Annotated in this window: 20 protein-coding genes and 1 rRNA gene; 8 read left to right on the top strand and 13 right to left on the bottom strand. The window is 31.6% G+C overall.

Annotation, left to right across the window (positions count from 1 at the left end; genetic code table 11):
- Positions 1-45: 45 nt before the first annotated feature.
- Both NH26_RS21070 and NH26_RS21065 read right to left on the bottom strand, forming a co-directional pair.
- Positions 46-1,404, bottom strand: coding sequence for a sensor histidine kinase (locus NH26_RS21070; RefSeq protein WP_044226278.1), 1,359 nt, complete (start codon positions 1,402-1,404; stop codon positions 46-48).
- Positions 1,394-2,782, bottom strand: a complete 1,389-nt coding sequence (locus NH26_RS21065; RefSeq protein WP_044226277.1) for a sigma-54-dependent transcriptional regulator — start codon at positions 2,780-2,782, stop codon at positions 1,394-1,396. Before NH26_RS21065 ends, NH26_RS21070 begins: the two co-directional genes overlap by 11 nt.
- A 299-nt stretch (positions 2,783-3,081) precedes the next feature.
- Between NH26_RS21065 and NH26_RS21060 the strand changes: the two genes are divergently transcribed.
- Positions 3,082-3,387: a hypothetical protein gene (locus NH26_RS21060; RefSeq protein WP_044226274.1), complete on the top strand. Its 306-nt coding sequence runs from the start codon at positions 3,082-3,084 to the stop codon at positions 3,385-3,387.
- Positions 3,388-3,483: 96 nt separating this feature from the next.
- Here NH26_RS21060 and NH26_RS21055 read toward each other — a convergent pair whose 3' ends face one another.
- The 3 genes from NH26_RS21055 to NH26_RS25525 all read right to left on the bottom strand — a co-directional run bounded on the left by NH26_RS21055 (position 3,484) and on the right by NH26_RS25525 (position 4,289).
- Complete coding sequence (locus tag NH26_RS21055; protein WP_044226272.1) at positions 3,484-3,717, bottom strand: hypothetical protein; 234 nt, start codon at positions 3,715-3,717, stop codon at positions 3,484-3,486.
- 128 nt (positions 3,718-3,845) lie between these two features.
- Complete coding sequence (locus NH26_RS25530; RefSeq protein ID WP_158021994.1) at positions 3,846-4,016, bottom strand: hypothetical protein; 171 nt, start codon at positions 4,014-4,016, stop codon at positions 3,846-3,848.
- A gap of 135 nt (positions 4,017-4,151) precedes the next feature.
- Positions 4,152-4,289, bottom strand: a complete 138-nt coding sequence (locus tag NH26_RS25525; RefSeq protein WP_158021993.1) for a hypothetical protein — start codon at positions 4,287-4,289, stop codon at positions 4,152-4,154.
- A gap of 296 nt (positions 4,290-4,585) precedes the next feature.
- Here NH26_RS25525 and NH26_RS21045 point away from each other — a divergent pair, with 296 nt between their 5' ends.
- From NH26_RS21045 to NH26_RS21030, 4 genes are all read left to right on the top strand, one after another.
- Positions 4,586-5,113, top strand: coding sequence for a TlpA family protein disulfide reductase (locus NH26_RS21045; RefSeq protein ID WP_044226267.1), 528 nt, complete (start codon positions 4,586-4,588; stop codon positions 5,111-5,113).
- Positions 5,114-5,119: 6 nt separating this feature from the next.
- Complete coding sequence (locus NH26_RS21040; protein ID WP_044226265.1) at positions 5,120-5,782, top strand: thioredoxin family protein; 663 nt, start codon at positions 5,120-5,122, stop codon at positions 5,780-5,782.
- Positions 5,783-5,822: 40 nt separating this feature from the next.
- Entirely contained in the window at positions 5,823-6,659 is an 837-nt protein-coding gene (locus NH26_RS21035) for a glycoside hydrolase family 25 protein (RefSeq protein ID WP_052432150.1), read from the top strand.
- Between the two features lie 69 nt (positions 6,660-6,728).
- Complete coding sequence (locus tag NH26_RS21030; protein WP_139263223.1) at positions 6,729-7,442, top strand: hypothetical protein; 714 nt, start codon at positions 6,729-6,731, stop codon at positions 7,440-7,442.
- Here NH26_RS21030 and NH26_RS21025 read toward each other — a convergent pair.
- Positions 7,432-7,893: a hypothetical protein gene (locus tag NH26_RS21025; RefSeq protein WP_044226261.1), complete on the bottom strand. Its 462-nt coding sequence runs from the start codon at positions 7,891-7,893 to the stop codon at positions 7,432-7,434. The genes NH26_RS21030 and NH26_RS21025 overlap by 11 nt on opposite strands.
- Positions 7,894-8,232: 339 nt before the next feature.
- On the opposite strand from NH26_RS21025, the gene NH26_RS21020 reads away from it, so the two are divergent.
- Positions 8,233-8,616, top strand: coding sequence for a hypothetical protein (locus tag NH26_RS21020; protein WP_044226259.1), 384 nt, complete (start codon positions 8,233-8,235; stop codon positions 8,614-8,616).
- A gap of 135 nt (positions 8,617-8,751) precedes the next feature.
- On the opposite strand, the gene NH26_RS21015 is transcribed toward NH26_RS21020, so the two are convergent.
- The 6 genes from NH26_RS21015 to NH26_RS20990 all read right to left on the bottom strand — a co-directional run bounded on the left by NH26_RS21015 (position 8,752) and on the right by NH26_RS20990 (position 20,063).
- On the bottom strand, positions 8,752-10,449 hold the full coding sequence (locus tag NH26_RS21015) for a polysaccharide lyase family 7 protein (RefSeq protein WP_052432149.1): 1,698 nt from the start codon (positions 10,447-10,449) through the stop codon (positions 8,752-8,754).
- 428 nt (positions 10,450-10,877) lie between these two features.
- A complete protein-coding gene (locus NH26_RS21010) occupies positions 10,878-11,639 on the bottom strand; it encodes a PKD domain-containing protein (protein WP_052432148.1) in 762 nt (253 codons plus the stop codon).
- A 104-nt stretch (positions 11,640-11,743) separates the two neighbouring features.
- On the bottom strand, positions 11,744-13,111 hold the full coding sequence (locus NH26_RS21005; RefSeq protein ID WP_044226257.1) for a RagB/SusD family nutrient uptake outer membrane protein: 1,368 nt from the start codon (positions 13,109-13,111) through the stop codon (positions 11,744-11,746).
- Between the two features lie 6 nt (positions 13,112-13,117).
- On the bottom strand, positions 13,118-16,216 hold the full coding sequence (locus tag NH26_RS21000) for a SusC/RagA family TonB-linked outer membrane protein (protein WP_044226255.1): 3,099 nt from the start codon (positions 16,214-16,216) through the stop codon (positions 13,118-13,120).
- A gap of 307 nt (positions 16,217-16,523) precedes the next feature.
- A complete protein-coding gene (locus NH26_RS20995) occupies positions 16,524-17,228 on the bottom strand; it encodes a FadR/GntR family transcriptional regulator (protein WP_044226254.1) in 705 nt (234 codons plus the stop codon).
- Positions 17,229-17,624: 396 nt separating this feature from the next.
- Positions 17,625-20,063 (bottom strand): zinc-dependent metalloprotease, encoded by a 2,439-nt coding sequence (locus NH26_RS20990; protein WP_052432147.1) that lies wholly within the window; start codon positions 20,061-20,063, stop codon positions 17,625-17,627.
- Positions 20,064-20,372: 309 nt separating this feature from the next.
- On the opposite strand from NH26_RS20990, the gene NH26_RS20985 reads away from it, so the two are divergent.
- Together NH26_RS20985 and NH26_RS25520 are read left to right on the top strand one after the other, a co-directional pair.
- A complete protein-coding gene (locus NH26_RS20985) occupies positions 20,373-21,077 on the top strand; it encodes a DUF2490 domain-containing protein (RefSeq protein WP_044226250.1) in 705 nt (234 codons plus the stop codon).
- 130 nt (positions 21,078-21,207) lie between these two features.
- On the top strand, positions 21,208-21,360 hold the full coding sequence (locus NH26_RS25520) for a hypothetical protein (RefSeq protein ID WP_158021992.1): 153 nt from the start codon (positions 21,208-21,210) through the stop codon (positions 21,358-21,360).
- 701 nt (positions 21,361-22,061) lie between these two features.
- On the opposite strand, the gene rrf is transcribed toward NH26_RS25520, so the two are convergent.
- A 5S ribosomal RNA gene (gene rrf, locus NH26_RS20980) occupies positions 22,062-22,173 on the bottom strand.
- Positions 22,174-22,595: the final 422 nt, after the last annotated feature.

Below are 22,595 nucleotides of genomic sequence, written 5' to 3'. Positions count from 1 at the left end.
GATAAATTGTCTTTAGAAATTATCTATCAAAAGCAGTATTAATAGTTAAAACCTTAAGGTAAATTCACTACCTCGATTAATTTCAGTTTTCAGAGTTAATCTACCATTATTTCTTCTCATAATTTGTCTTGATAAACTTAACCCAATTCCTGTATGATCTTTCTTGGTGGTGTAAAAAGGTATAAATATTCTATTCTGTGCTTCTTCTTCAATACCAGATCCGTTATCAATAATTCTAATAATAGGTTTATTCTTTGATTCTTCTTGAGTGGATCTGATGATAACCAAAGGGGATTTTATTTCTGATATTGTCAACTCTTCTACTGCATTTGTTACGACTGCATCTAATACTTGTCGAATTTGTTGCGCATCGGCAGTCACCATTAAGCCCTCATGCTGAATTTGAAAATCAAACTTGATGTTTTGCTCATGGTACTTTTGGGTATAAGACTCTATTGCTTCAGCACATAAATGATTAATATTTAAATGCTCCAACTGGCTTTCCCTTAGATGTGCCATTACTCTAAAGTTATCTGCTAAATTAGATAATGAAGCAACTCTATTGGATATAGTTTCCATTGGAATAATTAAATCTGAAATTTCCTCCTTTGTAGGGACTTCATTTTCATAATTGTCTTTTAAATATTCCAATTCTCCCTTTACGGTATCACTTAAAGAAGCTACAGGCGCAATAGCATTCATAATTTCATGCGTAAGCACAGAAATTAAAGCCTCCCAAGATTGAATTTCTACCTTTTCAACTTCTTCTTCAACACGATTAATATTAAAGACGTTGATCATTTCTCCTTTTACATACAAAAGTAACTTTTGTACTACAACACGTTCTGAAGCATATAGTCCAGGGATAGTACAATAGTATACCCCTTCTTCATCCTTGTTATTAAATATATTAAATAACTCAAGAGAGATCGACTCAAAGTCTAAAATATGAGATGATTTCACCCCAGTAAAAAGCCTTTTTGTTGTCTTGTTAGAAAAAACGACTTTTCCAGAAGTATCGAAACAAATTATAGCTGAATCTATATGTTGAGATATTGATTTATAAAACTGTAAGTCAGATTCTCTTTGTGATCTTTTATCTCTAAATCTATTTAATGCCTTTTGGAAGGTCTTATTTAAATCATCTTTTGTTTCATTGGTATTATTGACAGTAAAAGTTTGTGTAAGATCATCATAATTTAATGAGTCTAGAAACTTCTTTAAATCAAAAGCTATGCTGTTTACTTTTTGCAATAACAACCATACTTGATACCAAATGAGTACAAAAACAAAAGCAGCTGTGGCGATCAATTCTTTTTGTACAAAAAAGCTGAATATAAATGCGCTCGCTACGATTAAAAAAACACGTAATGAGACTTGGAGTCTAAACTGTTTAAAGACCATGCTTTTCTAATCTACGATATAATGATGCTCTAGTAAGACCTAAAGATTTAGCTGCTTTTGATATATTACCTGAGTACTTACTTACTGCTTTCTGAATCATCATCTTCTCAACAGTATCTAAATCAAATTCTGATAAGTCGAAATCCTCTTCTTCTTTTTTCTTCTCTACTAAAAATGTAAAATCAGTAGGTTGAAGAGTATCAGTATCAGCCATAATAACAGCTCTTTCTAATGCATGTTGCAACTCTCTAACGTTACCAGGCCAGTAATACTTTTGTAGTTTCTTCATCGTAGTAGCGGCCACTTTCATCTTCCCTTTTCTATATTTATTTGCATAAATTTTTAAGAAATGGGAAACTAATAACGGGATATCTTCTGCTCTATCTCTCAAAGGAGGTAAATGAATTTCAACAGTATTAATACGGTAAAGTAAATCTTGTCTGAATTCTTTATTCTCTACCATTTCATAAACAGGCATATTGGTAGCACATACCAATCTGATATCAACAGGAATAACCTTGTTATCGCCCACTCTTGTGACCTCTCTTTTCTGTAGAACTGTCAATAGTTTAGACTGTAATGTCATTGGTAAATTACCAATCTCATCTAAAAATAAAGTTCCTTTATTTGCAATTTCAAAACGTCCAGCTCTATCTTCTCTCGCATCAGTAAATGCGCCCTTCTTATGACCAAATAATTCAGATTGAAATAAGGTTTCTGAAATTGATCCCATGTCCACACCAATAAAAACATTCTCGTTTCTTAAAGATTGTTCATGTACAGCTCTAGCTATAACTTCTTTACCAGTACCGTTTTCGCCTAGTATTAAAATATTTGCATCCGTTTTACCTACCTTAGATATGAGAGCAAATACTTTTCTCATTGCCTCACTTTCTCCAATAACTATACCTTCAGGACCAGACATTTTATTTAAGGCAGAAGAAAGTTCAGATTTTTCTTCTTTTAAAGCTTTTACTTCTTCATACGACTTTTTTAGTCGAATTGCAGAAGTAAGAGTAGCAATTAACTTTTCGTTATTCCATGGTTTTAATACAAAATCTGTAGCACCTTGTTTCACTGCATTTACTGCAGTTTCTACATCTCCATAAGCTGTTATCATGACCACTACTGCATTAGGGTCAATTTCTATAATTTGCTCTAACCAATGAAACCCTTCCTTTCCTGAAGTGGTATCTTTAGTAAAGTTCATATCTAAAAGTATAACATCATAACTGTCATTCTTTAGTAGAAAAGGAATTTTACCAGGATTGCTTTCAACTTGAACCAAATCAGCATGTTTTTTTAATAACATTTTGGCGGCCAGCAATATATCTTCGTTGTCATCTATGACTAGGATTTTCCCAAGGGGCTTACTCATTGTTCTGTTGAAAGTTTAAAATTAGTTGTACGTTTATGGACAGAACAATTAAAGCAATTAAATTTAATTGAAAAAATAAAAGTTAAATTTTTTCCCCTAATTGAATATTTATCAATGAAATAATTGAAATTTTATGAAAAAACTAAATTTCAAAAAGAATATTAGGCCATTTACAATCACTCAATCATAGAGTTCCTGTATTAAGATTCATTCAAAAATATTTAGTAACAAATTGTTTATTTTTATAGTATATATATACAAAGAGTAAACATATTTGGAACACATAAACATAAATAACTATGACTAAAAAGTTAATAGGAACGATTCTACTTGCTGCCGGTGTTTCATTAACAACATTAGCAGATAACCCTATCACTAAGAAAAACAAAGTGAGAAAAGGGTATAAAACTACAACAGTGCATAAGACATCAAAAAGTGTTCAAACTAATAATGATGTTGCTGTTGTAAGAAAGAACAGAAAAGGTGCTTACCACATACAAAACCATGCAGGTGTTACCACTTTAGCTGAAGCACAAGGTGTGAATGCTGGTAAAACTGTTGATCAAACAAGTGCCAAATATCCATACATGAAATGGAGTAAATAATTCATGAAATCACATTAAACTGTGGTTTTAATAAAACAAAAAAGCAAGCTGTAACCAATGTTACAGCTTGCTTTTTTTTATTTATATCTTAACAGTTTATACTGGTTCTTCTCCTATTAATTTATCAACATAAGAATTAATTAATCCTATACTCAAAAAAGCTAATGAACCTGCTCCAAAAATTGTTGAAATAACAAAACTAGAGTAAGTAAATCCTACTTGTACTGAAACTAAAATAAATAATACTCCTAACAAAAAAGTAAATAATGATAATAGATAAAAATTTATATAATTATTAAAAACTAGTTCTGAGAATGATTTATTTTCCATTTTGATGCTACAAAGTTTATGTCAAGTATTGTTTCAATTGTTTAATATCAAACGTAAATTAACACAAAAGGTTATAACGTTTAAGTTCGTAAACATATAGTAGACAAGTGAAATCTTTTAGGTGACAATTATTGAGAGATATAAGTTAAATAAGGGTTCATATTTTTATACGGAGTAATTCCTGTCTGTTTATAAAACATCATCGGAATCGTTGGGGCAGCACTCTGAACTCTAAATTCTTTTTTAGAGTCTTTATTTGTCTGTAATCCTATACTTAAGAAAGCTAATAAGGATAACATTAGTAGTAATGAGGTGAAAAGAAATTTAATATTAATCATATAAGCCTTGAGTGAACTTTTATTAAATTAATAAAGTCACTCAAGGTTTACACAATCTTCTTGTAATAATTCAAAAAGTTTTTAAAATAATTAATTTTAATGCATGTATTTCCACTTTAAATGATTTTGATTCATTACACCTTCAACAATTAATGCCTCCTTGTTATGATTACTTTTCAATCTTTTTTCTGTAACTAAAGCTATTGTTAATGTGAATAATGTTAGAATACTCATTATTATTAAATTTCTCTGGGATGACTTTTTATATTTTGGCATAATAGTTAGTATTTGATGATCAATTAATTAGTATACCACTTCTCTTATTAAAGAGTTATATTCTTTCTATTAAATCATGTAATATATTGATTGAAAACAGTAGGTTAGTGAAACATTTATGCTATAATTATTATTTTTGTGTTTAAATAGGCCTATTTCAGAAGATATGTAGTACTGTTTAATATTTTTATCGAAAAATTACTCCCATAGATTACAACGTAATTTTTTTAATAGTTATCAAGCTTATCAATTAGATGAAAAAATCCCAATATTTTTATTATCCATTTTTGTTATTGATCTTTTTGGCCTGTTCAACAAAAAAAGAATTAAAATTATCACCGAATAAGGTAATTGAAACAAATGAAGCTTCGATTTCATATTTTGATAATTATGATGACCTATCTCCATTATTTTCTCATGAAGATGATACTTTAAGAGTGATCAACTTTTGGGCAACATGGTGCAAGCCTTGTATCGAAGAGTTACCTTACTTTACGGAATTGGATAAAGAATTTAAACAAAGTAACCAACCAATTAAAGTAATATTGATTAGTTTAGATTTAAAGGAGAAAAATTTAGTAAAATATATCAATAAAAATAAAATAGAAACTTCTTCTATATGGTTAGATGATGCTAATTCTAATTATTGGATTGGTGCTATTGAAAAAGATTGGGATGGTGCAATACCGATTACATTACTGATCAAAGGGAAAAATCGAAAACTCCATTTAAGCGATTTTGAATCAAAAGAAGAAATCAAAACATTTATCAACTCTATCTAAACAAATATGAAAACTTTCATTCTTAGTATTATCACTGTGTTCTTATGTATATCATGTGGTACTAAAACAGAAAAAAAACAAGAATCAAACGTTGCTAGTAGTTCAACTACAGAAGTTAAATCCACTGGTGTGAACATTGGAGATGTTGCCCCTACTTTTACTTTACAAGGAATTGATGGTGAAAATCATTCATTAAATGATCTTTCTGGTGACAAAGGAGCAATTGTGATATTCACTTGTAATCATTGTCCTTATGCAGTCGCCTATGAAGATAGAATTATTGAATTAGACAAAACATTTAAAAGTCAAGGTTACCCAGTAATTGCTATCAATCCAAACGATCCGGCTGTTCAACCAGAGGATTCATTCGAATTAATGAAGGAAAGAGCAGCAACAAAAGGATTCACTTTTAATTATTTATTTGACAATGGTCAGCAAGTTTTCCCTAAATATGGAGCAACGAAAACACCTCATGTCTTCTTATTAAATAAAGAAAACAACCAACTTATTGTTAAATATATTGGAGCAATCGATGATAACTATAAAGATGCTTCTGCTGTAAAAATCAAGTTTGTAGAGAATGCAATTCAAGCACTTCAAAACAATACTGAAATCGCTGAAAAAGAAACAAAAGCAATTGGCTGCTCTATTAAAGTAGCTAAAAGCTAGTAAACTATTATTGGGAGAGTATTCACTCTCCCTTTTTATTATGTCAGAAAAAAAAGCTAAAATATTTCCTTTTTCCTCAGTACTATTACTCTTTTTGTTTGGTATAGGTCTTTATCTGTATAAAAATCCTCAAGCAAGAGTTCATGCAAAGCCATATGCTCAACTCTCATATGCTTATGCATTAAATATTAAGGATTTTGTAGAGGCACCCTTTTATAAACATGTTTCAGGTTATAGTATCAAATTACCTAAACCTTACAAAGTACATGGAATTGACGTTTCTCACCATCAACAATATATTAATTGGGACAGAGTATCAGTAATGAATGCACAAGGGCAATCGATTAAATTTGCGTATTGTAAAGCCACTGAAGGTGAAGATCACTTAGATAGACATTTTGCACATAATAAAAACCAATCCAAAAAGAACAATATCGCATTTGGAGCCTATCATTTTTTTAGAGCCAAAAAAGACGGGATCAAACAAGCTCAGTTTTTTTTAAAAACCATCAATAAATTATCTCCTACAGATATGATTCCTGTTGTTGATATTGAATATTTAGATGGTGTGGCTCCCTCTTTAATGAGAAAAAGGTTACTAGATTTTTTACTTTATATTGAAAAAGAAATTGGAGTTAAACCTATGATTTACTCTGGTGACGCCTTCTATAGAGACTATATAAAAGGTCATTTCTCAAAATACAGATTGTGGATTGCTAATTATAGTGGTTCAACGCAATTGTCTAAGAAGAGATGGACTATGTGGCAACATTCTCAAACTGCAACTGTAGATGGCATCCCTACTTATGTAGATATGAATGTCTTTTATGGAGATTTTGACCAATTCAAAAAATCATTACTCATAGGTTTTCAATAATTTAGGATTCGTTACATTCATTTCACAGCTATTTCATGTAAATTTGTCATTCAATAAATCAACTTAACGATGAATAAATTTACATCACACATCATTTTAGCGTTTATGGTACTAGTTACTTCTTGTAAAGATAGTATCATAGAAGACTTACCTACCCCAGCAGGTAACTTACTTACTACTATAATTGCCATAAATAATGATGTGGAATTAAATACTTCATGGAGACATTATATGATTTCCGATGCTTCTGTTGGAATAAAAGAGATCACTTACAGTAACAGTACAAAAAGTGAAACGGCATATCAGGATGATTTTATCTATGATCTTATCAATAAAGAAAGTACACCTGAATTGAACTTCACTACTCTTTCTAATAATGAATATGATCACGCTACAATAAATATTGATAATCATCTAGAAAACAATTATTCTTTTGACATTAAGGGTACATATAATCCATCAAGTCCGATAAGTATTAAATTTTTCTATACCACAGATATTCCAATGGAAATTAATCACGAATTGGAGGATAACTTAATTATATCAGATTCTACAATTACACAAATTGAGTTGGCCTTTAATTTAAAAAAATGCTTTGATTTAGTTGAATTTGATCAACTAAACACTAAAGAAATTGATGTTGAATTAGGGAATGGTCAAATAGTGAAAGAAACTGTTATTGAAATAAATGCTATTGATAACAAGGCTACATATGAACTCTTAAATAAAGAATTACAAGAATCTTTAGAAACAAGAATAGTAGCACAAGAACCTAATTTCTAATGATATCCTCTATAATATCAATGTGGTGTTGCGTATGAATCATCATGAGTTTTTTTGCGTCATTCAAGGGTAAATCTCCAAATACAAAATGCTTAAAATAATGTTTTGTTGATAGTTGATCTATATCAATAAGCAACTGATAACTCTTTTCAATTTCCATATCAACTATCACTTGATCTATAGTTCCAAAATTAGTAACATATTTTGGAGCTTTCGCTTTACCCCTTGGGAATTTTTTTATCATTTTTATAATCCACCATTTGATATTAAAATGAGACATAAATAAATTAGGGTTAGATATAAGTAATGCTTCGCATATTTTATTTATTGATAAAATTGAATGATACAAATGCCAATCTACCCCTACTGCAGATACTTTAGACTTTTTCTTTAGTAAGATATTTGGTTTATTATAATGAGATAACTGATTTACTAAATCAATGATTTCCATAGTAGTTTTTGTAATAAATGAAATAGAATAATTTTGATATTCAAAATATAAACATAAATCCTTTTTAAATAACAATCTGACATCTTAAACAAGAGTATTATTTAATAATAAAATGCCTTAAATCTACAGTTAGCTTGTTGAATTCTTTATCAAAGTTAATTCATAATCACACTATTAACTTATTCTGATTAAATCATTAAAAATAAGAATTTTAAAAATTTAATTGTATTTATATAAGAACTTATATATCATTTTAGAGAATGGATATATAATTGATTTACCTCCCGAATTGCTTTTATTATTTTTGATATATTATGTTGTGCTAAAAATACTTATACTATGAATTATTTAATTTCAACAAACGATAACATTATAAAACTCAAGCTAAAAGGGAATGTGACTGATGAAGAATTAATTTTTGCTTTAAAGGAGTTTGCGAATAAAATTAATGAAGAAAATTACCTTGTAGGAATTGTTGATGGCAAAGGCCTCACAAACGTTTTAGAGTTGTCAGCAAAATATAGTATTATATCTACTTTAGAAAGGTTGGGTTTTAGCCGTAATTGCCGTTTTTATATCTCTTCAAATTCACAAATTGAAGAAAGAAAAATTATTGAAAATATTGCTTTTAATAGAGGGTGGAGATTATACCTATTTGACAACACAGAAGAGGCCGTTCATTGTGCTGAAAAATTTCTTTTGCAAAACTCAAAAGTAGTATAAAAGACATGATTAAAATAATCATGCCTTTATTACTTTATAAGACTATTTCCTGTTTAAGAAAATAATATGGTGTTTACGCTAGTCTATGTGTTATCGACTTTAATTGAGAACGTTCGCACACTTTCTTGTATTTTTTTAATGAGTGATATTCAAATAACTGATAGATACTAAACCATAATCGCTTGTGTCTAAAGATTTACCTTTCATTGATTGCATATAGTTTCCTGCTTTAAAATAATTAGAATCACTATTACAACCATTAAATCTATAAATCTCCGTTCTACTACTTCCACTAATAGAATACAATACTACGTTACTGTTTTCAAAGATGAGCTCAAGGTGCATTTCTTGATCTAGTGCCCAATTACCATCTATGAAATCACCTGATTTATCATCGTTTTCTTCAGTTACCCATCCCATAATTTTTAATCGAACAGCTCCTGAAGATTGACTAGGATCTCCTTCAAACTGTACTCTAATAACATCGTCATATGAGTCAGATGGACCATGAATTTGTCCGAAACAAATCTTACCAGAACTTGGTAATTGATTTACGGATACTTTCCATTCCATTCTGTTTACTCCTGATCCACCATCCCAATAAATATTAGAAGATCCATTCGCAGTTAACTCTCTTAATTCCGTTCGAGGGTTTCCTGATCCAGATGATGTCGGGTATCCTGCATAGCATTTAAAATATACTTTTCCTCCATCAGCATAGAACCAATTATTGTTCTCATAGGTATCTAAGTTTGGAATATTATCCACAAAAGTAGGGCTCTGTAGTGAACCTGAAAACGCATTTAGTTTCCAATTTTGCAGTCCCAAAATATCATATGGATAAGTTCCTCCTACTGGTGGATCCACTGGGTCTACAGGTTCCTCTCCGTCACCTTCACCATCAGTTCCTTTAAAAGTGGCTTCAGTAATACTGTTCCAAGTGTTTGCTGAATTACCATATCCAATAATTTGAAGATAACGACCTGAGACATTTGATAAAGAGATAGTTTCAAGATCTAAAGAGTTACCTGATGATACTCCAGAATAAACTACTGACATTTTATCCGTAGCATCTCCTGATAAGACCTCAAAAGTACTTGATCTTTGATCGCCTTTAAACCATGCTAAATTCACTTCCGAGAAGTTTTTAATACTGCCAAAATCATATCTGATCCACTGACCAGTACCATTTGCAGACCATCGAGTACCTAAATTCCCATCCAAAGTATTTCCCTCAACGTTACCATCATTTGTAGAAGCTGCTACATTTGTGGGTACTAAAGTCTCTACACCTTCTGAGGGTGGTGTTGCATCACCAGACAGTTCTATCAGTTCAAAGTCATCGTATCTTCCTTCTCCCGCATAATATTCTCCCCTAATCAATACAGATGTTGCTGAACCAGCAGAAAAGCTAACAATTTCTTTAGTCCAATCAGAAGCATTACCACTTCTAGACTTCTTGACTCCATTAACTGTTGCTGAAAATCTCCAACTACCTTTTACATAAGCAGAAAGCTCATAATCTTTATTGGCAGAAATAGAAATTTCTTGAGAAAACCCACCATTACTTCCTGTAATTTTCGCAGATTTTGATCCTGAATTAGCATCACCAGAAATAGCCGAAGGATCAGAATCCGTCCAACTATCCCAACTACTTTCAAAACTATTGTTTGAAATACCTAAAGTTGTTCGTAGGTTACTTGATTCTACTACTTCTTCATCAAGAGTAACTTCTTGTTGTTGGACATTACATCCAACAATACTTGATAAAATCAAGCTGCTAATTAGTAATTTAATTGATGTATTCGAAAATACATTCCACTGGTTGTTCATGATTAATTTATTTATGTGTAAAAATAAAAGCTAGTTTATTATAGTTTATCAAGTGGCTGTCCTCATACATTAACAGTTAAGCTCTGAGTTAGCCGATTATTATATAACACATAATTTATTCGGTGTTTATTCTTTTTAGTTTAAGAAGAAAAGTAAATTATTTGTTTTTAGACATTAAGTTGACAAATCATAATATAGAGGTGAATGGACCACCTCTATTGATCTATTATGATTAACTGTCCACTTTTGTTAGTTGAAGGTCCATTCTTCTGTTTGTAGTTTAGTTGTTTTGAAATGAAATTGTTACTGTCTATTTGTTATCTTTTTTCATTTAAATATTTACACTTATGTATTTATTTTATGCAATGTTTATTCTTTATAAGTTCGTTAGCAACTACTCGATAACAATCGAGTAGTTACATTGTCTATTAGTCTACTTTTTTGATTTCAACCAAATCAAATCTCGTTTCAATATCACCAAAATTGATACTCAAACGTAATTGTGAAGTATTGGCTTTTGTTTCAACCACATAACTAGCTCTTTGATATTCAGAAGAACTCGTCGAAGTTGGAATATCTTCATCAAAGAAGTTGATACTATTGTCTGGATCTTCCATCAATAACCTTCCTGCTGATGTTCCGCCTGCTTTACTTACATAGTAAAAACTCACATTATAAGTAACCCCACCAGATACTTTAATTGTTTGATCAAGATATTGGCTGTCATTACCCAATTTCGCTCCTGTACTTTCGTCTGGAGGTGTTGGAGAACCTGACCCTGAAAAACTACCCCATACACTACGATCCGAACATTCAAAACTTTTACATTGAAACTCAGGAATTAATTCATCTACAACAGCTACAGTTATTGTTGTATCTGAAGTGATATTATTCCCATCTTTAGCTACTAAGCTTACTTCAAAAGTCCCTTCACCTGAAAATACATGAGCCGGATTTTTGTCTGTCGATGTTGCTCCATCTCCAAAGTTCCATTCGAATATACCTGCTGAAATAGAGGTGTTTGTAAATTCAATTTCTCGATAATCCTCTAAAGATGATTTATAACTAAAGTTGGCAGATGGAGGTGTTAAATCTTCAATTGAACCTACTCCTGGCAATTCTTCAGTACAGGCAAAGATACAGCAGCTTATTAGTGTAGTTAAGCCTAAATTTTTTATGATTGTTTTCATTATTTCTTGATTAATTGTTGATACAACTTTCTAATAGGAAGGCTGAATAAAAACATTAGTTATGCTCGAATACGCTTATTCAACCTTCCATATTATTTGATGAATTAGTAACCCGGATTTTGCGTCAGCAAACCATAACTAGTATCAATCTCTCTTTGAGGTATTGGTAATAGTAACTTAGTTGCATTAAATGGAAATCCATTATCTTCAGCGAAATCTGCCATTACTTCTTCTGCAACACCAAGCCTAACTAAATCATACAAACGATGATTTTCAAATGCTAATTCTACTCTTCTTTCAAGAATCAAAGCATCTTTAGTTAATGTTGCTCCGGCTGTAAGAGTAGATAACCCTACTCTACTTCTAATCATATTGTATGCATTTACAGCGTTTGCATCATTTGTTGATGCATTACCTGCCATAATTGCTTCTGCATACATTAAATACACGTCTGCTAATCTTAAAACGATCCAATCATTACCACACAATCTATTATCCGAAGAGGCAGTTAAGAACTTACCATTTTCTTTAACGTCTTCAGGATTATATAAAACAGCTATTCTTTCTGTATCCAATACGTCTACATTTGCTTTAAAATCATCTGTGACATAATTAATTCCACTGGTACTACCTAGTTTAGTGAATTCATAAGAGAAGTCTTGAGATTCTACAGCATCATCATTTAAGAATTGTATTGCAAAAATAACTTCAGAGTTTAACTCGCTATAAAAAACATCAGAATAAGCATCTACTAATGTATAATCACTGCTTCCAATCACTGTTTCCAATAACGTCTGAGCTCCAGAATAATCACCTGTGGTTAATTTCACTTTAGCTAATAGTGTTTGTGCTGCTCCTTTAGTTGCTCTACCTTCCTCGATATTTGCACGACTTGGAAGATGCTCTATTGCAAACATTAGGTCCTCTTCTATTTGACCATACACTGTGTTTACAGGTGTTCTCTGAGAAGCAACTGCGTCGCCAGGTACAATAATTTGAGTTACTAATGGAACTTCCCCAAAACCTCTAGTCAGATTAAAATACATTAATGCTCTTGAGAATCTAGCTTCTGCTTCAAACAAAGCTTTTGTAGGTTCATCATTCACAACATCAAGGGAAGCCATTACTTTATTAGCTCTGAAAACTACATTGTATAAATCTCCCCAGTAATCTTGTAACGTACCGTTAGTTGGAGAAACATTCATATGTTCAAATTGCGCCCATTCTCCCTCACTATTTTTAGTCTTAGTATTATCAGAACGCATTTCTGTTAGAGCGAATTCTCTTTGTACTGTATTTTGTAAACCATCATAAATGGCAAATACAGCCGCCTCAACCTCTTGTGTGTTAGAGTAAAATCCATTATCACCAATTGCCGATATTGGTTTAAGTTCTAATTGACTTTGGCAAGCCGTAAACCCAATCAAAGAGCATACAACTGCTAGTTTATATATTGATTTTTTAAATTGCATAATGACTTAGAAGTTTATGTTTAGACCTGCAGAAAATGTTCTATGAATTGGAGCTGCACCTCTTTGGTAACCGTAAGTAAGTGGTGTATCTAACCCTTGGTTAATACCTTCAGGATTGTAACCTCTATAATCGCTACCCATAATATAAATTAAGTTTTGAGCTGCTACATAAACTCTCATAGATTTGATTCCCACTTTATTAAGTGGTCCTTTTGGCAACTGATACCCTACATTTAAATTTCTCAAAGTAATGTAAGAAGCATCCATAACTATATCATCAGTAAAGATTCTTTGAACTACTTTATCTGCATCTTTGAAGAAGTTAGGATCTGTTTCGTCAGTAATATAATCTTGGTTCGAGCTAAATTGATTATTCACATACTGAGGATCCATATTTCTTACTTTTGCACCATGCGAGCCTTGGAACATAAAGCTTAAATCAAAATTCTTATAATTAATAGTGTTATTAATCGCCCATATTAATTTAGGATAAGGTGAACCTAGAATTGTTCTGTCATCAGGATCGATAATACCATCTCCATTTAAATCCTTTACATAAATATCTTGAGATTGTCCGTTTATAGGATAGAAAGGATTTTTGATATTCTCAATTGGTATCTCTTTTTCAACAACATAACCATAGAATGATGCTACTGGGTGACCTTCTTTAGCAATCCATTCTGCTGGTCTCTTTGAATCTACTGTCGAAATTAAACCATCTGCACCTGCCATACTTACAATTTTATTCTCATTTAAAGACATGTTTGCAGTAGTTGACCACTTAAAACTTGAGGTGATAATATTTGTTGTTCTCACTTCAAACTCTACCCCTCTGTTTTCAATCTCACCTAAATTTACAGTAGCTTCTTGGAAACCTGTTGCTGATGGAATTGGACGATTCAATAATAAATCATCAGAGTTTTTCTTATAAAGATCCACACTTACAGCTAAACGATCTTGGAAGAAACCAATATCAATACCTGGGTTAATTTCGATTGATCTTTCCCATCTTAATTCTGGGTTTGATAGAGTTGATTGGTTAAACCCTGAGTAAACGTTACCATTAAATACACTACCTACCGGTTCTACAAGACCAATCGCTGGATATCTACCAATCTGAGCATCACTACCATCAGTTCCTGACACACCATAACTCACTCTTACTTTTAAGTTACTTAATACTTCACTGTCTTTTAAGAAATTCTCCTGTGAGATTCTCCATCCCAATGAAGCTGCCGGAAATACACCATATTTATAATCACTACCAAATTTAGAGCTACCGTCTGAACGTACACTAAGAGATACTAAATATTTATCATTATAAGCGTAATTCATTCTACCAAAATAAGACACCAATGATTTTTGATCAGCATAAGTATTTGCTCCAGTTACATTCGTAGAAGGAATTGTTTTGATGTAATCAAAGTTATAACCATTACCTTCTATTTCGCTTATGTTTCTATCCCAAAATTCAAATGCAAAACCACCTACTACACTAAAGCTATGTTTATCTAAAGTTTTATTCCAACTTAACGTTTGTTCTGTTACTAGGTGAAATTGATTATTTCTTCTATCATATGCTTCAGTACCATTTTCAGCATTTCGAGTTGCTTTTACCCCAATAAATCTTTGGTCTCTAACGTTTTTATAATCACCACCAAAAGAAGATCTAAAGTTTAATCCTTCAGCAATTTTATACTTTAAGAATAAATTGGTAAACACTTTTGTTTGGTATTTACGTTGTTCTCTTTCTAAAATTTTTGACAATGGTGATACATTTGATGTCGTACTAATATCTGTTCCTCCTGATTCAATAGGCATCCCATTCACTAAATCATAGTCATCAAACATTCTCTCCATGGCATAATCACCTACTTGAGCATTTTCCCATCTTCCCTCTTCTCTTAATCTATTGACATACTTAATCGAATTTTCATCTACATACTGTGGTAACCAAGGTGATTGTCTAATAGCATCGTGTAAACCTATTGGAAAACGTCTTTGATTACTATATGAAGGGTTTAAGTTCATACCAAACGTCAATCGTTTATTTATTTTTGATTGTACATTCAATCTGAAGTTAATTCTATCATAACTATCTGTTAAAAGTACGCCTTCATCATTTAAGTAATTACCTGAAATTGAATACTTTGTTCTCTCTGAACCACCTCTTGCTGAAAGAGAGTGAGACTGAATAGTACCTCCATCCATCACTACTTCGTCCCAAGCAGTTTCAGTACCTAATTCCTGAATATATTTCATTCTGTCAGTTAACTCTCCATTGTTGTTATCCTGAACAAAAGAAGTCCACTCACCTACCGTTTTTAGAACATCATTTTTAGGTACTGATTTTACACCAAAGTAACCATTATAACTAAATTGTGCTTTTCCTTCTTTACCTGCTTTATTGGTAATTAAGATTACACCATTGGCTCCTCTAGAACCATAAATTGCAGCAGAAGAAGCATCTTTCAATATTTCAATAGACTCAACATCATTCATATCTAGTGTAGCTAAATAATCCTGATCAACTACAATACCATCTACGACTATTAATGGACTTGGAAATGATGTAATAGAACCTACTCCTCTTACTCGAATTGTTGGTGCTCCACCAGCAGTTGGATTTGTTTGCTGAATATTCACCCCTGATACTTGACCAGAAAGGGCATCATCAATTCTAGCTGTTGGAATCTGATCAAGGCTTTCATTTTTAACCTTTGAAACTGCACCTGTTAGGTGAGATTTTTGAACAGTACCATATCCTACCACAACAATTTCATCTAATTGACTGGCTTCTTCAATAAGCTGAACGTCTAATACTGTTTGATTATTTACGGTAACTTCTTCGGTTTTACAACCAATAAATGAAAATATTAATACATCTGTTGGTGCTACCAAAAGTGAATAATTACCATCAAAATCGGTTATTGTTCCTTTATTTCCCTTTCCATCTTTAATGATGATAGAAACTCCTGGTAAAGGGCTATTGTCTTGATCTACTACGGAACCTTTGACAATACGCTTTTGGTCTTGTGCAAATACCCCGGGATTTATGAGGAATAGCAGTAGTGTTAATGATAAAAGTAATAATCTTGTGTTCATTTTCTTTTGTGAATAGATTGATAGTACATTTAATTGTAGCGTACAATATTATATATACGTCAAAAAAACGTACTATAAACTTTAAATTGAAAAAATAAGAGAAATTTAAACAGGTGGTAGGATCACAAAATTTGTGATAATTGTGTTGTATTACTATATTTACCTACCGGTGTATTCAATTGCGGATGAATTTGGCGATGACCCTGCTTTAGAATTACCTGTTTGGATTAACGATTCGTTAATCCTTTTTTTTTGTATGATAAATTATATCATAGGCATTGTGTGTTGTTTTAAGTTTAAATTGTGACTAAAATTCTTTATTCAATATTCCTTTTAAATGATTGTACATAGCTTCTTCAGCCAATTCAGGCTCTCTATTAGAAATATGTTCAAGTATTTTATAATGTTCTTCTAATGCTTGGTTTGGTTTATCTCCAGCACAAACATCATTTTCTTTAAAAAAAGTAATAATATCTGGAGCAACAATTAGCATTAAAGATTTTAAGACAGAATTTTTACTAGCTTCAGCTATTTTTAAATGAAACATTAAATCATGTTCAACTGTATCTTGGCCTAGTTTAACTGCTTCCTCGTATTCAGATAATGCTTTCGAAATAGAAACAATATCTTTCTCATCTCTTCTTAATGCTGCAAACCTAGCTGTACTCTTTTCCAATATAACCCTTGTCTCCACTAAGGAATTCATATCATTCCCTTCCAACTCTAATACATCAGTTATTAAACCTTCTAATGCATCAATACCAAAACCAGCAACGATTGTCCCACTCTGAGGATGTGTTTTTAAGATTCCGTAAAATTCTAACTTACGAATAGCATCTCTAACATAAGTTCTACCAATACCAAATAACTCACTCAATTTTCTTTCTGAAGGTAATTTATCTCCAGGATTTAACTGACCACTTGATATTAATGCTTTTAACTGTTTGATAATCTTATCGACAGGTTTTTCTACTTCAATTTTTCTAAATGTATCAAATACTGATTGTTCCATATTTCAAATCATTTTTTATTTGGTTGACCAAATGAAAATTACACTTTAGTCTTCCTTTAAATTTCCATTACAATATAAAATGATGGAATTCGAAATCATAGTTAAGTCTTTCAATTCTCTATTTAAATCTTTTTTATTTATCATTTTCTGCAATGAAAAGAGTAATATATCCCGTTTCTCATCTTATGCAAACCAATAACTGGGCTTCCATAATCTGGTAGACCAATTTTACGGAGTTAAATTTTATTATGCAAATTTTAACTAAAATTTTAGTGTAATTAAGACACATAAATTAATATTCTTTAATTATTACAATGTTATAACTAAAAAAAGTGATATAAATATCATGCAATATTTATATCACTTTTTTATTAAAAGAATATTATGTACTTAAAACTAATTATCAAAAGCCTTATTGATTTTAGCTGTAATATCCTTCATATGAATCCCTTCAATTGAAGTTGTCTTATATCTAGACGACATCGATTTTGTCTTCTTTCTTATCATTTCTAATTGTGCTCTAGAAACTGCTTGAATGTCCGATGACAAAGCCTTTTCATTATTCATTTTTTCAATTAATAATTCAACATGAACTCTTTGTAATTCACGTCTGTATGTATCAATTGATTTAGCTGAATTCAACTCTTTCCAAATGCTTTTTGTAAGATCACTATTCAATTCAATAATCGAATAAGCATCTTGTGATAATGCATATTGATTAATCATTCTTAATTGTCTAGAATCTGCAAGAAGATTTTTTAGAGTACGTTCTTGTGACTTTCTAATTTTCTCAACGATGCCAGTATATTCAATTCTACTTAAAACATCTTGATTAATTAACCATTCAGGTGTATTGAATAATTGTTTATCTATGAAGTCTACAGCCCTTTTTTGTTTTTCTTTTGTCACATTGGTATAGACCGATTTCCCTTCTTCAGATGTTTTATAATCTATGATCACACCTCCTACATTATTAGATACATGTCCCATATATCTATTAAATTGAGATAAAACAGCAGAATAAAGTTCTTCTAAATCTTGATAAAACTCTCCTTCTTCCTTGGTCCATTGAATTAATTGTGGTACAATTCTTTTTAAATTTTTGATTCCTAAATCACTTGCTACCATTGCATCGTCTCCAAGATCTTCTGTTTGAGCAGATGGATCAACTACATATGGCCATTGTTGTGCACCATATCTGTTCCATGGATTTTTATTTTTCTCTTTGATCCATTCATTTAATATCAATTTTTCATCAAGAGCCGATTTTGCATCCGTTAATTTATAACCATATTCTATAGCCCAATTATCATAAGGTCCTATAATTGGATATAAACCAGCTCCTTTGTCTTCTGGTTGAGCAACATAGTTCATTCTAGCATAATCCATAATTGAAGGAGCTACACCATGTTCCTGAACAAAACCAGGTGTTCTCAATTGCTCTACCGTATAATTACAACTAGATCCCATATTATGCATTAAACCAATGGTATGACCCACTTCATGAGTTGCTACAAATTCAATTAATTTACCCATCAGTTGATCATCAAATTTTGACTTTCTCACTTCAGGATTAACAGCAGCAGTCTGAATCAATGCCCAATTTCTTAAAAGGTTCATGACATTATGATACCAAAGTATGTCAGATTCTAATATCTCACCAGTTCTTGGATCATGAACATGAGGACCTTGTGCATTTTGTATAGGTGTTGTAATATATCTAATAACAGAGTACCTAACATCTTCTGGAGACCAATCAGGATCTTCTTCTTTAGTAGGTGCATCTTTTGCTATAATAGCATTTTTAAAACCTGCCTTTTCAAAAGCACTTTGCCAAGCTTCTATACCATTTTTAAGGAAAGGTCTCCATTTTTCAGGAGTAGCAGGATCGATGTAATAAACTATTGGTTTAATAGGCTCTACTAACTCGCCTCTATTATAAGCATCCCAATCTTTAGGTTCTAATTTCCATCTGGTAATAAATCTTTGCTTGGCTGCTCTATGCTGATCTAATGAATAATTAGTTTGTTGTACTGAAAAATACCCTACACGAGGATCATAATATCTAGATTTCCATTTCTTTTCAGGTAACAAAATAAAAGATTGATTCATCTCAACTGAAAGAGATTTGGTAATTTGATTATCAGGTAGCTTATCTCCTTTATAAGTTAAAATATGTCTTACTTCAACATTTTTTGGAAAAGATTTTATTGAAGAAATAATACTTCTTTTTCCATCTAATCCTTTAATCCCAAACCTTTTTCTTTCACTGTCCCTCATTGCACCGATCATAGGTATATCAGAAGTAAAGAAAGAACTAACATCAATCACCACTTTAGATGAATCTGCTGAAACTGCTTCTATATCAAATGACGCTACCACAGGTTCAAAATTATTATTTTTCACCGATTTATAAATTGGCTCTTTTTCAGATGCTACACTATTGTAAGAAACTGATCTCATCAATAACTTATTATCTTTTCTTTGCCATCTTATAACTTGCTGTGGGCGTGATTTCATTCCGGCACCACCAAAGTTTAAACCCTGTACATGGCCTGAGATTCTACTTACAATCAAGATTTCATTATCAAGTAAATCATCACTTATTTCGAAGAAATATTTACCATCTACTTTATGGGTTGTAAACAGTCCTTCTTGAGTTTCGGCCTCATCAGTAATAACTTTATTATACTCTTTAAAAGGTCCCTTTTCTTTTTTAGGTACTACCTCCTCTGTCTTAGATTTTTTCTTTTTGTTTTTCTTTTTTTGCCCAAAGACAAAAGTACATGATAATAACATGCACGTAAGTGTAAATAATCGAATGGAAAGTTTCATATAAAAAAATTAGTTGTATTAAAAAACATAAAATTTCAAAAAGTATTAATGAATACAAAATTGAGAGTTGTTTTTTAAAAGAATACAACATTTTTATTTTCAATCAAATTGATAGATCACATTTAAATCATATATATAATTATTTAACACCCTGCTAATGTTTGATTTAAATTATACAATTTCTATTGAATTTGTTTCAATTCAAACTTAAAAAACTTTAACGAAAATATCATGAAAAAATAGTACAATAAAGTAACAAAAGTTTAAATTTGTGAGTGATTACTATACTTACAGTGCGACTACATTTATATGAACCAATTAATTGATTATAAAAAATTAATTCGGAACTTAATATTCATATTGTCTTTTGCTATAACCGATGAATTATTCGCTCAAGACTTTATTTGGTTTCATTATTTTAACCGATACAAACTTTCTTACAAATTCTCAATTGATTCAGATTTTGGTTGGAGAGAATATTTTGATTCAGAAAGATACCGTGGTCAATTTAGATCTGGCTTAAGGTATGACATCAACTCTAATATGTATGCTAGAGCTGGCTTTATGTACGTTGACGGTTCTGTTGCATCTCAAGAAATTCGTTTTTATCAAGATTATGTATACTCATTCAAGCTTCATGATATTACTATTCAACAAAGAATAAGACTTGAGCAACAGACTTTTACAGATCCCAATAAAAATTTCAACTTTAGAATAAGGTACAATCCCGCTATTAAATTCCCTTCTCCTATTGGTCAATGGACTTTGGCAGCAGAGCCATTTGTATCTGTAAAAAAAGATGGTAGTTATATTGGAGCAAACCGTCTTATTGTAGGTGTCAAAAATAAGATTTATGGTAATGTTCATTTCACTTTACAATATATTAATGAACGTGCCTACAATAGAGTTGAGACAGGTTATATTAATGAAACACAGATGATTCGTGTAAGAATTGATCATGTTATTCATCCTCTTAGAACAGGACCTTTATTTGGTCGTAAAAAAAGTAGATAACCCAGTCAAAATTGCACAAAAAAACTAATGTGATTTTTACCACAAAATAAATGTAAATCCATTCAACCTTCTTATTAAGTCGACGTATTTATAACTGTAATTAAAAAGTCTATTTAAACATTACAGAAGTATGGAAGATTTCGCTATGAATTTTGATGATCAGATGTTTGAAGAAAACACTGATGACATGTTTGATAATCTCGAAGATATAAACATGGAAGATTGGCAAGATGAATTAAATGCCATTGAAAAGTTTGATCTGGATATTGATGAAGAAATATAAAAACTTTCTCAAAAGAAATTGAAGCTTTAAATGTAATCAATGCATTTAAAGCTTTTTTTATGATAACTTTGTGCTGCGACTTTATTATTTAATTTCATTTTAGGGAAACTCACAGATCATTTTTCATCTTTACTTAGTACTACCTCGACCTACTTTTTGTCTATTAATATTGTAAACTCTGAGAATGGTTTACCTTCTCCCCAAATTTGTATTTCCTTGTTTGCCTGAAGCACCATATTGTCCTGGAAAAATTTTTGCGAATTTTAATTGTCCAAATGTATTCAGTGCAATAAAAAAGTATTTAGTGTTTTCTTCATGTTCATCTCCTTACTGTAAATATGATATAAAGATGAAGATTCATTTGATTTATGATAGCCATTAATTCATCATATAACTCTATTAACAGTTTAATACTGATTTTTGATATAAATAGGTGAAGAGTGAAGAGTGAAGAGTGAAGAGTGAAGAGTGAAGAGTGAAGAGTGAAGAGTGAAGTTCAAAGCTATAACCTTAGCATCCAAAATTTCGAGTCTATATTTCGAAGAAACATTATTTAATTCTCTATCCTCATAAAGGTGGCTTAAACCATCGGCACTATCCAATTATGTAGATATCTGTGTATGCCCCCTACTGCAGTTTTATATAGACACAAAAAAAGGTTAGTCAACATCTTGTGTTAACTAACCTTTTATATTTATTGAATGTGGCGCCGACTTACTCTCCCGGGGGTTAACCCAGTACCATCAGCACTGTAAGGCTTAACTGCTCTGTTCGGAATGGGAAGAGGTGAACACTTACGTCATTGGCACCATCAATGTCTTGATATCATTGACTGTGAATGGTAAAAACTTGTCAGTGTCTCCATAAAGGAGACACCAACCGAAGAAAAGCTTTTGGGCGATTAGTACTTCTCAGCTTAATCCATCTCTGAACTTACACTTGAAGCCTATCAACGTCATCATCTATAACAACCCTTATAAGGAAATCTCATCTCGAGGTGGGTTTCGCGCTTAGATGCTTTCAGCGCTTATCCGCTCCACACATAGGTACCCGGCGATGCTCCTGGCGGAACAACCGGTACGCCAGAGGTGTGTCCAACTCGGTCCTCTCGTACTAAAGTCAGAGCCTCTCAAATTTCCAACGCCCGCAACAGATAGAGACCGAACTGTCTCACGACGTTCTGAACCCAGCTCGCGTGCCACTTTAATGGGCGAACAGCCCAACCCTTGGGACCT

The sequence above is a fragment of the Flammeovirga pacifica genome (assembly GCF_000807855.2).
Classification (GTDB): domain Bacteria; phylum Bacteroidota; class Bacteroidia; order Cytophagales; family Flammeovirgaceae; genus Flammeovirga; species Flammeovirga pacifica.
This window is presented reverse-complemented; position numbering and strand designations above follow the sequence as displayed.

Excerpts from the sequence above, each read along its gene's own strand:
- NH26_RS21070 (WP_044226278.1), bottom strand. The coding sequence starts at position 1,404 with ATGGTCTTTAAACAGTTTAGACTCCAAGTCTCATTACGTGTTTTTTTA.
- NH26_RS21065 (WP_044226277.1), bottom strand. The coding sequence starts at position 2,782 with ATGAGTAAGCCCCTTGGGAAAATCCTAGTCATAGATGACAACGAAGAT.
- NH26_RS21060 (WP_044226274.1), top strand. The coding sequence starts at position 3,082 with ATGACTAAAAAGTTAATAGGAACGATTCTACTTGCTGCCGGTGTTTCA.
- NH26_RS21055 (WP_044226272.1), bottom strand. The coding sequence starts at position 3,717 with ATGGAAAATAAATCATTCTCAGAACTAGTTTTTAATAATTATATAAAT.
- NH26_RS25530 (WP_158021994.1), bottom strand. The coding sequence starts at position 4,016 with ATGTTATCCTTATTAGCTTTCTTAAGTATAGGATTACAGACAAATAAA.
- NH26_RS25525 (WP_158021993.1), bottom strand. The coding sequence starts at position 4,289 with ATGAGTATTCTAACATTATTCACATTAACAATAGCTTTAGTTACAGAA.
- NH26_RS21045 (WP_044226267.1), top strand. The coding sequence starts at position 4,586 with ATGAAAAAATCCCAATATTTTTATTATCCATTTTTGTTATTGATCTTT.
- NH26_RS21040 (WP_044226265.1), top strand. The coding sequence starts at position 5,120 with ATGAAAACTTTCATTCTTAGTATTATCACTGTGTTCTTATGTATATCA.
- NH26_RS21035 (WP_052432150.1), top strand. The coding sequence starts at position 5,823 with ATGTCAGAAAAAAAAGCTAAAATATTTCCTTTTTCCTCAGTACTATTA.
- NH26_RS21030 (WP_139263223.1), top strand. The coding sequence starts at position 6,729 with ATGAATAAATTTACATCACACATCATTTTAGCGTTTATGGTACTAGTT.
- NH26_RS21025 (WP_044226261.1), bottom strand. The coding sequence starts at position 7,893 with ATGGAAATCATTGATTTAGTAAATCAGTTATCTCATTATAATAAACCA.
- NH26_RS21020 (WP_044226259.1), top strand. The coding sequence starts at position 8,233 with ATGAATTATTTAATTTCAACAAACGATAACATTATAAAACTCAAGCTA.
- NH26_RS21015 (WP_052432149.1), bottom strand. The coding sequence starts at position 10,449 with ATGAACAACCAGTGGAATGTATTTTCGAATACATCAATTAAATTACTA.
- NH26_RS21010 (WP_052432148.1), bottom strand. The coding sequence starts at position 11,639 with ATGAAAACAATCATAAAAAATTTAGGCTTAACTACACTAATAAGCTGC.
- NH26_RS21005 (WP_044226257.1), bottom strand. The coding sequence starts at position 13,111 with ATGCAATTTAAAAAATCAATATATAAACTAGCAGTTGTATGCTCTTTG.
- NH26_RS21000 (WP_044226255.1), bottom strand. The coding sequence starts at position 16,216 with ATGAACACAAGATTATTACTTTTATCATTAACACTACTGCTATTCCTC.
- NH26_RS20995 (WP_044226254.1), bottom strand. The coding sequence starts at position 17,228 with ATGGAACAATCAGTATTTGATACATTTAGAAAAATTGAAGTAGAAAAA.
- NH26_RS20990 (WP_052432147.1), bottom strand. The coding sequence starts at position 20,063 with ATGAAACTTTCCATTCGATTATTTACACTTACGTGCATGTTATTATCA.
- NH26_RS20985 (WP_044226250.1), top strand. The coding sequence starts at position 20,373 with ATGAACCAATTAATTGATTATAAAAAATTAATTCGGAACTTAATATTC.
- NH26_RS25520 (WP_158021992.1), top strand. The coding sequence starts at position 21,208 with ATGGAAGATTTCGCTATGAATTTTGATGATCAGATGTTTGAAGAAAAC.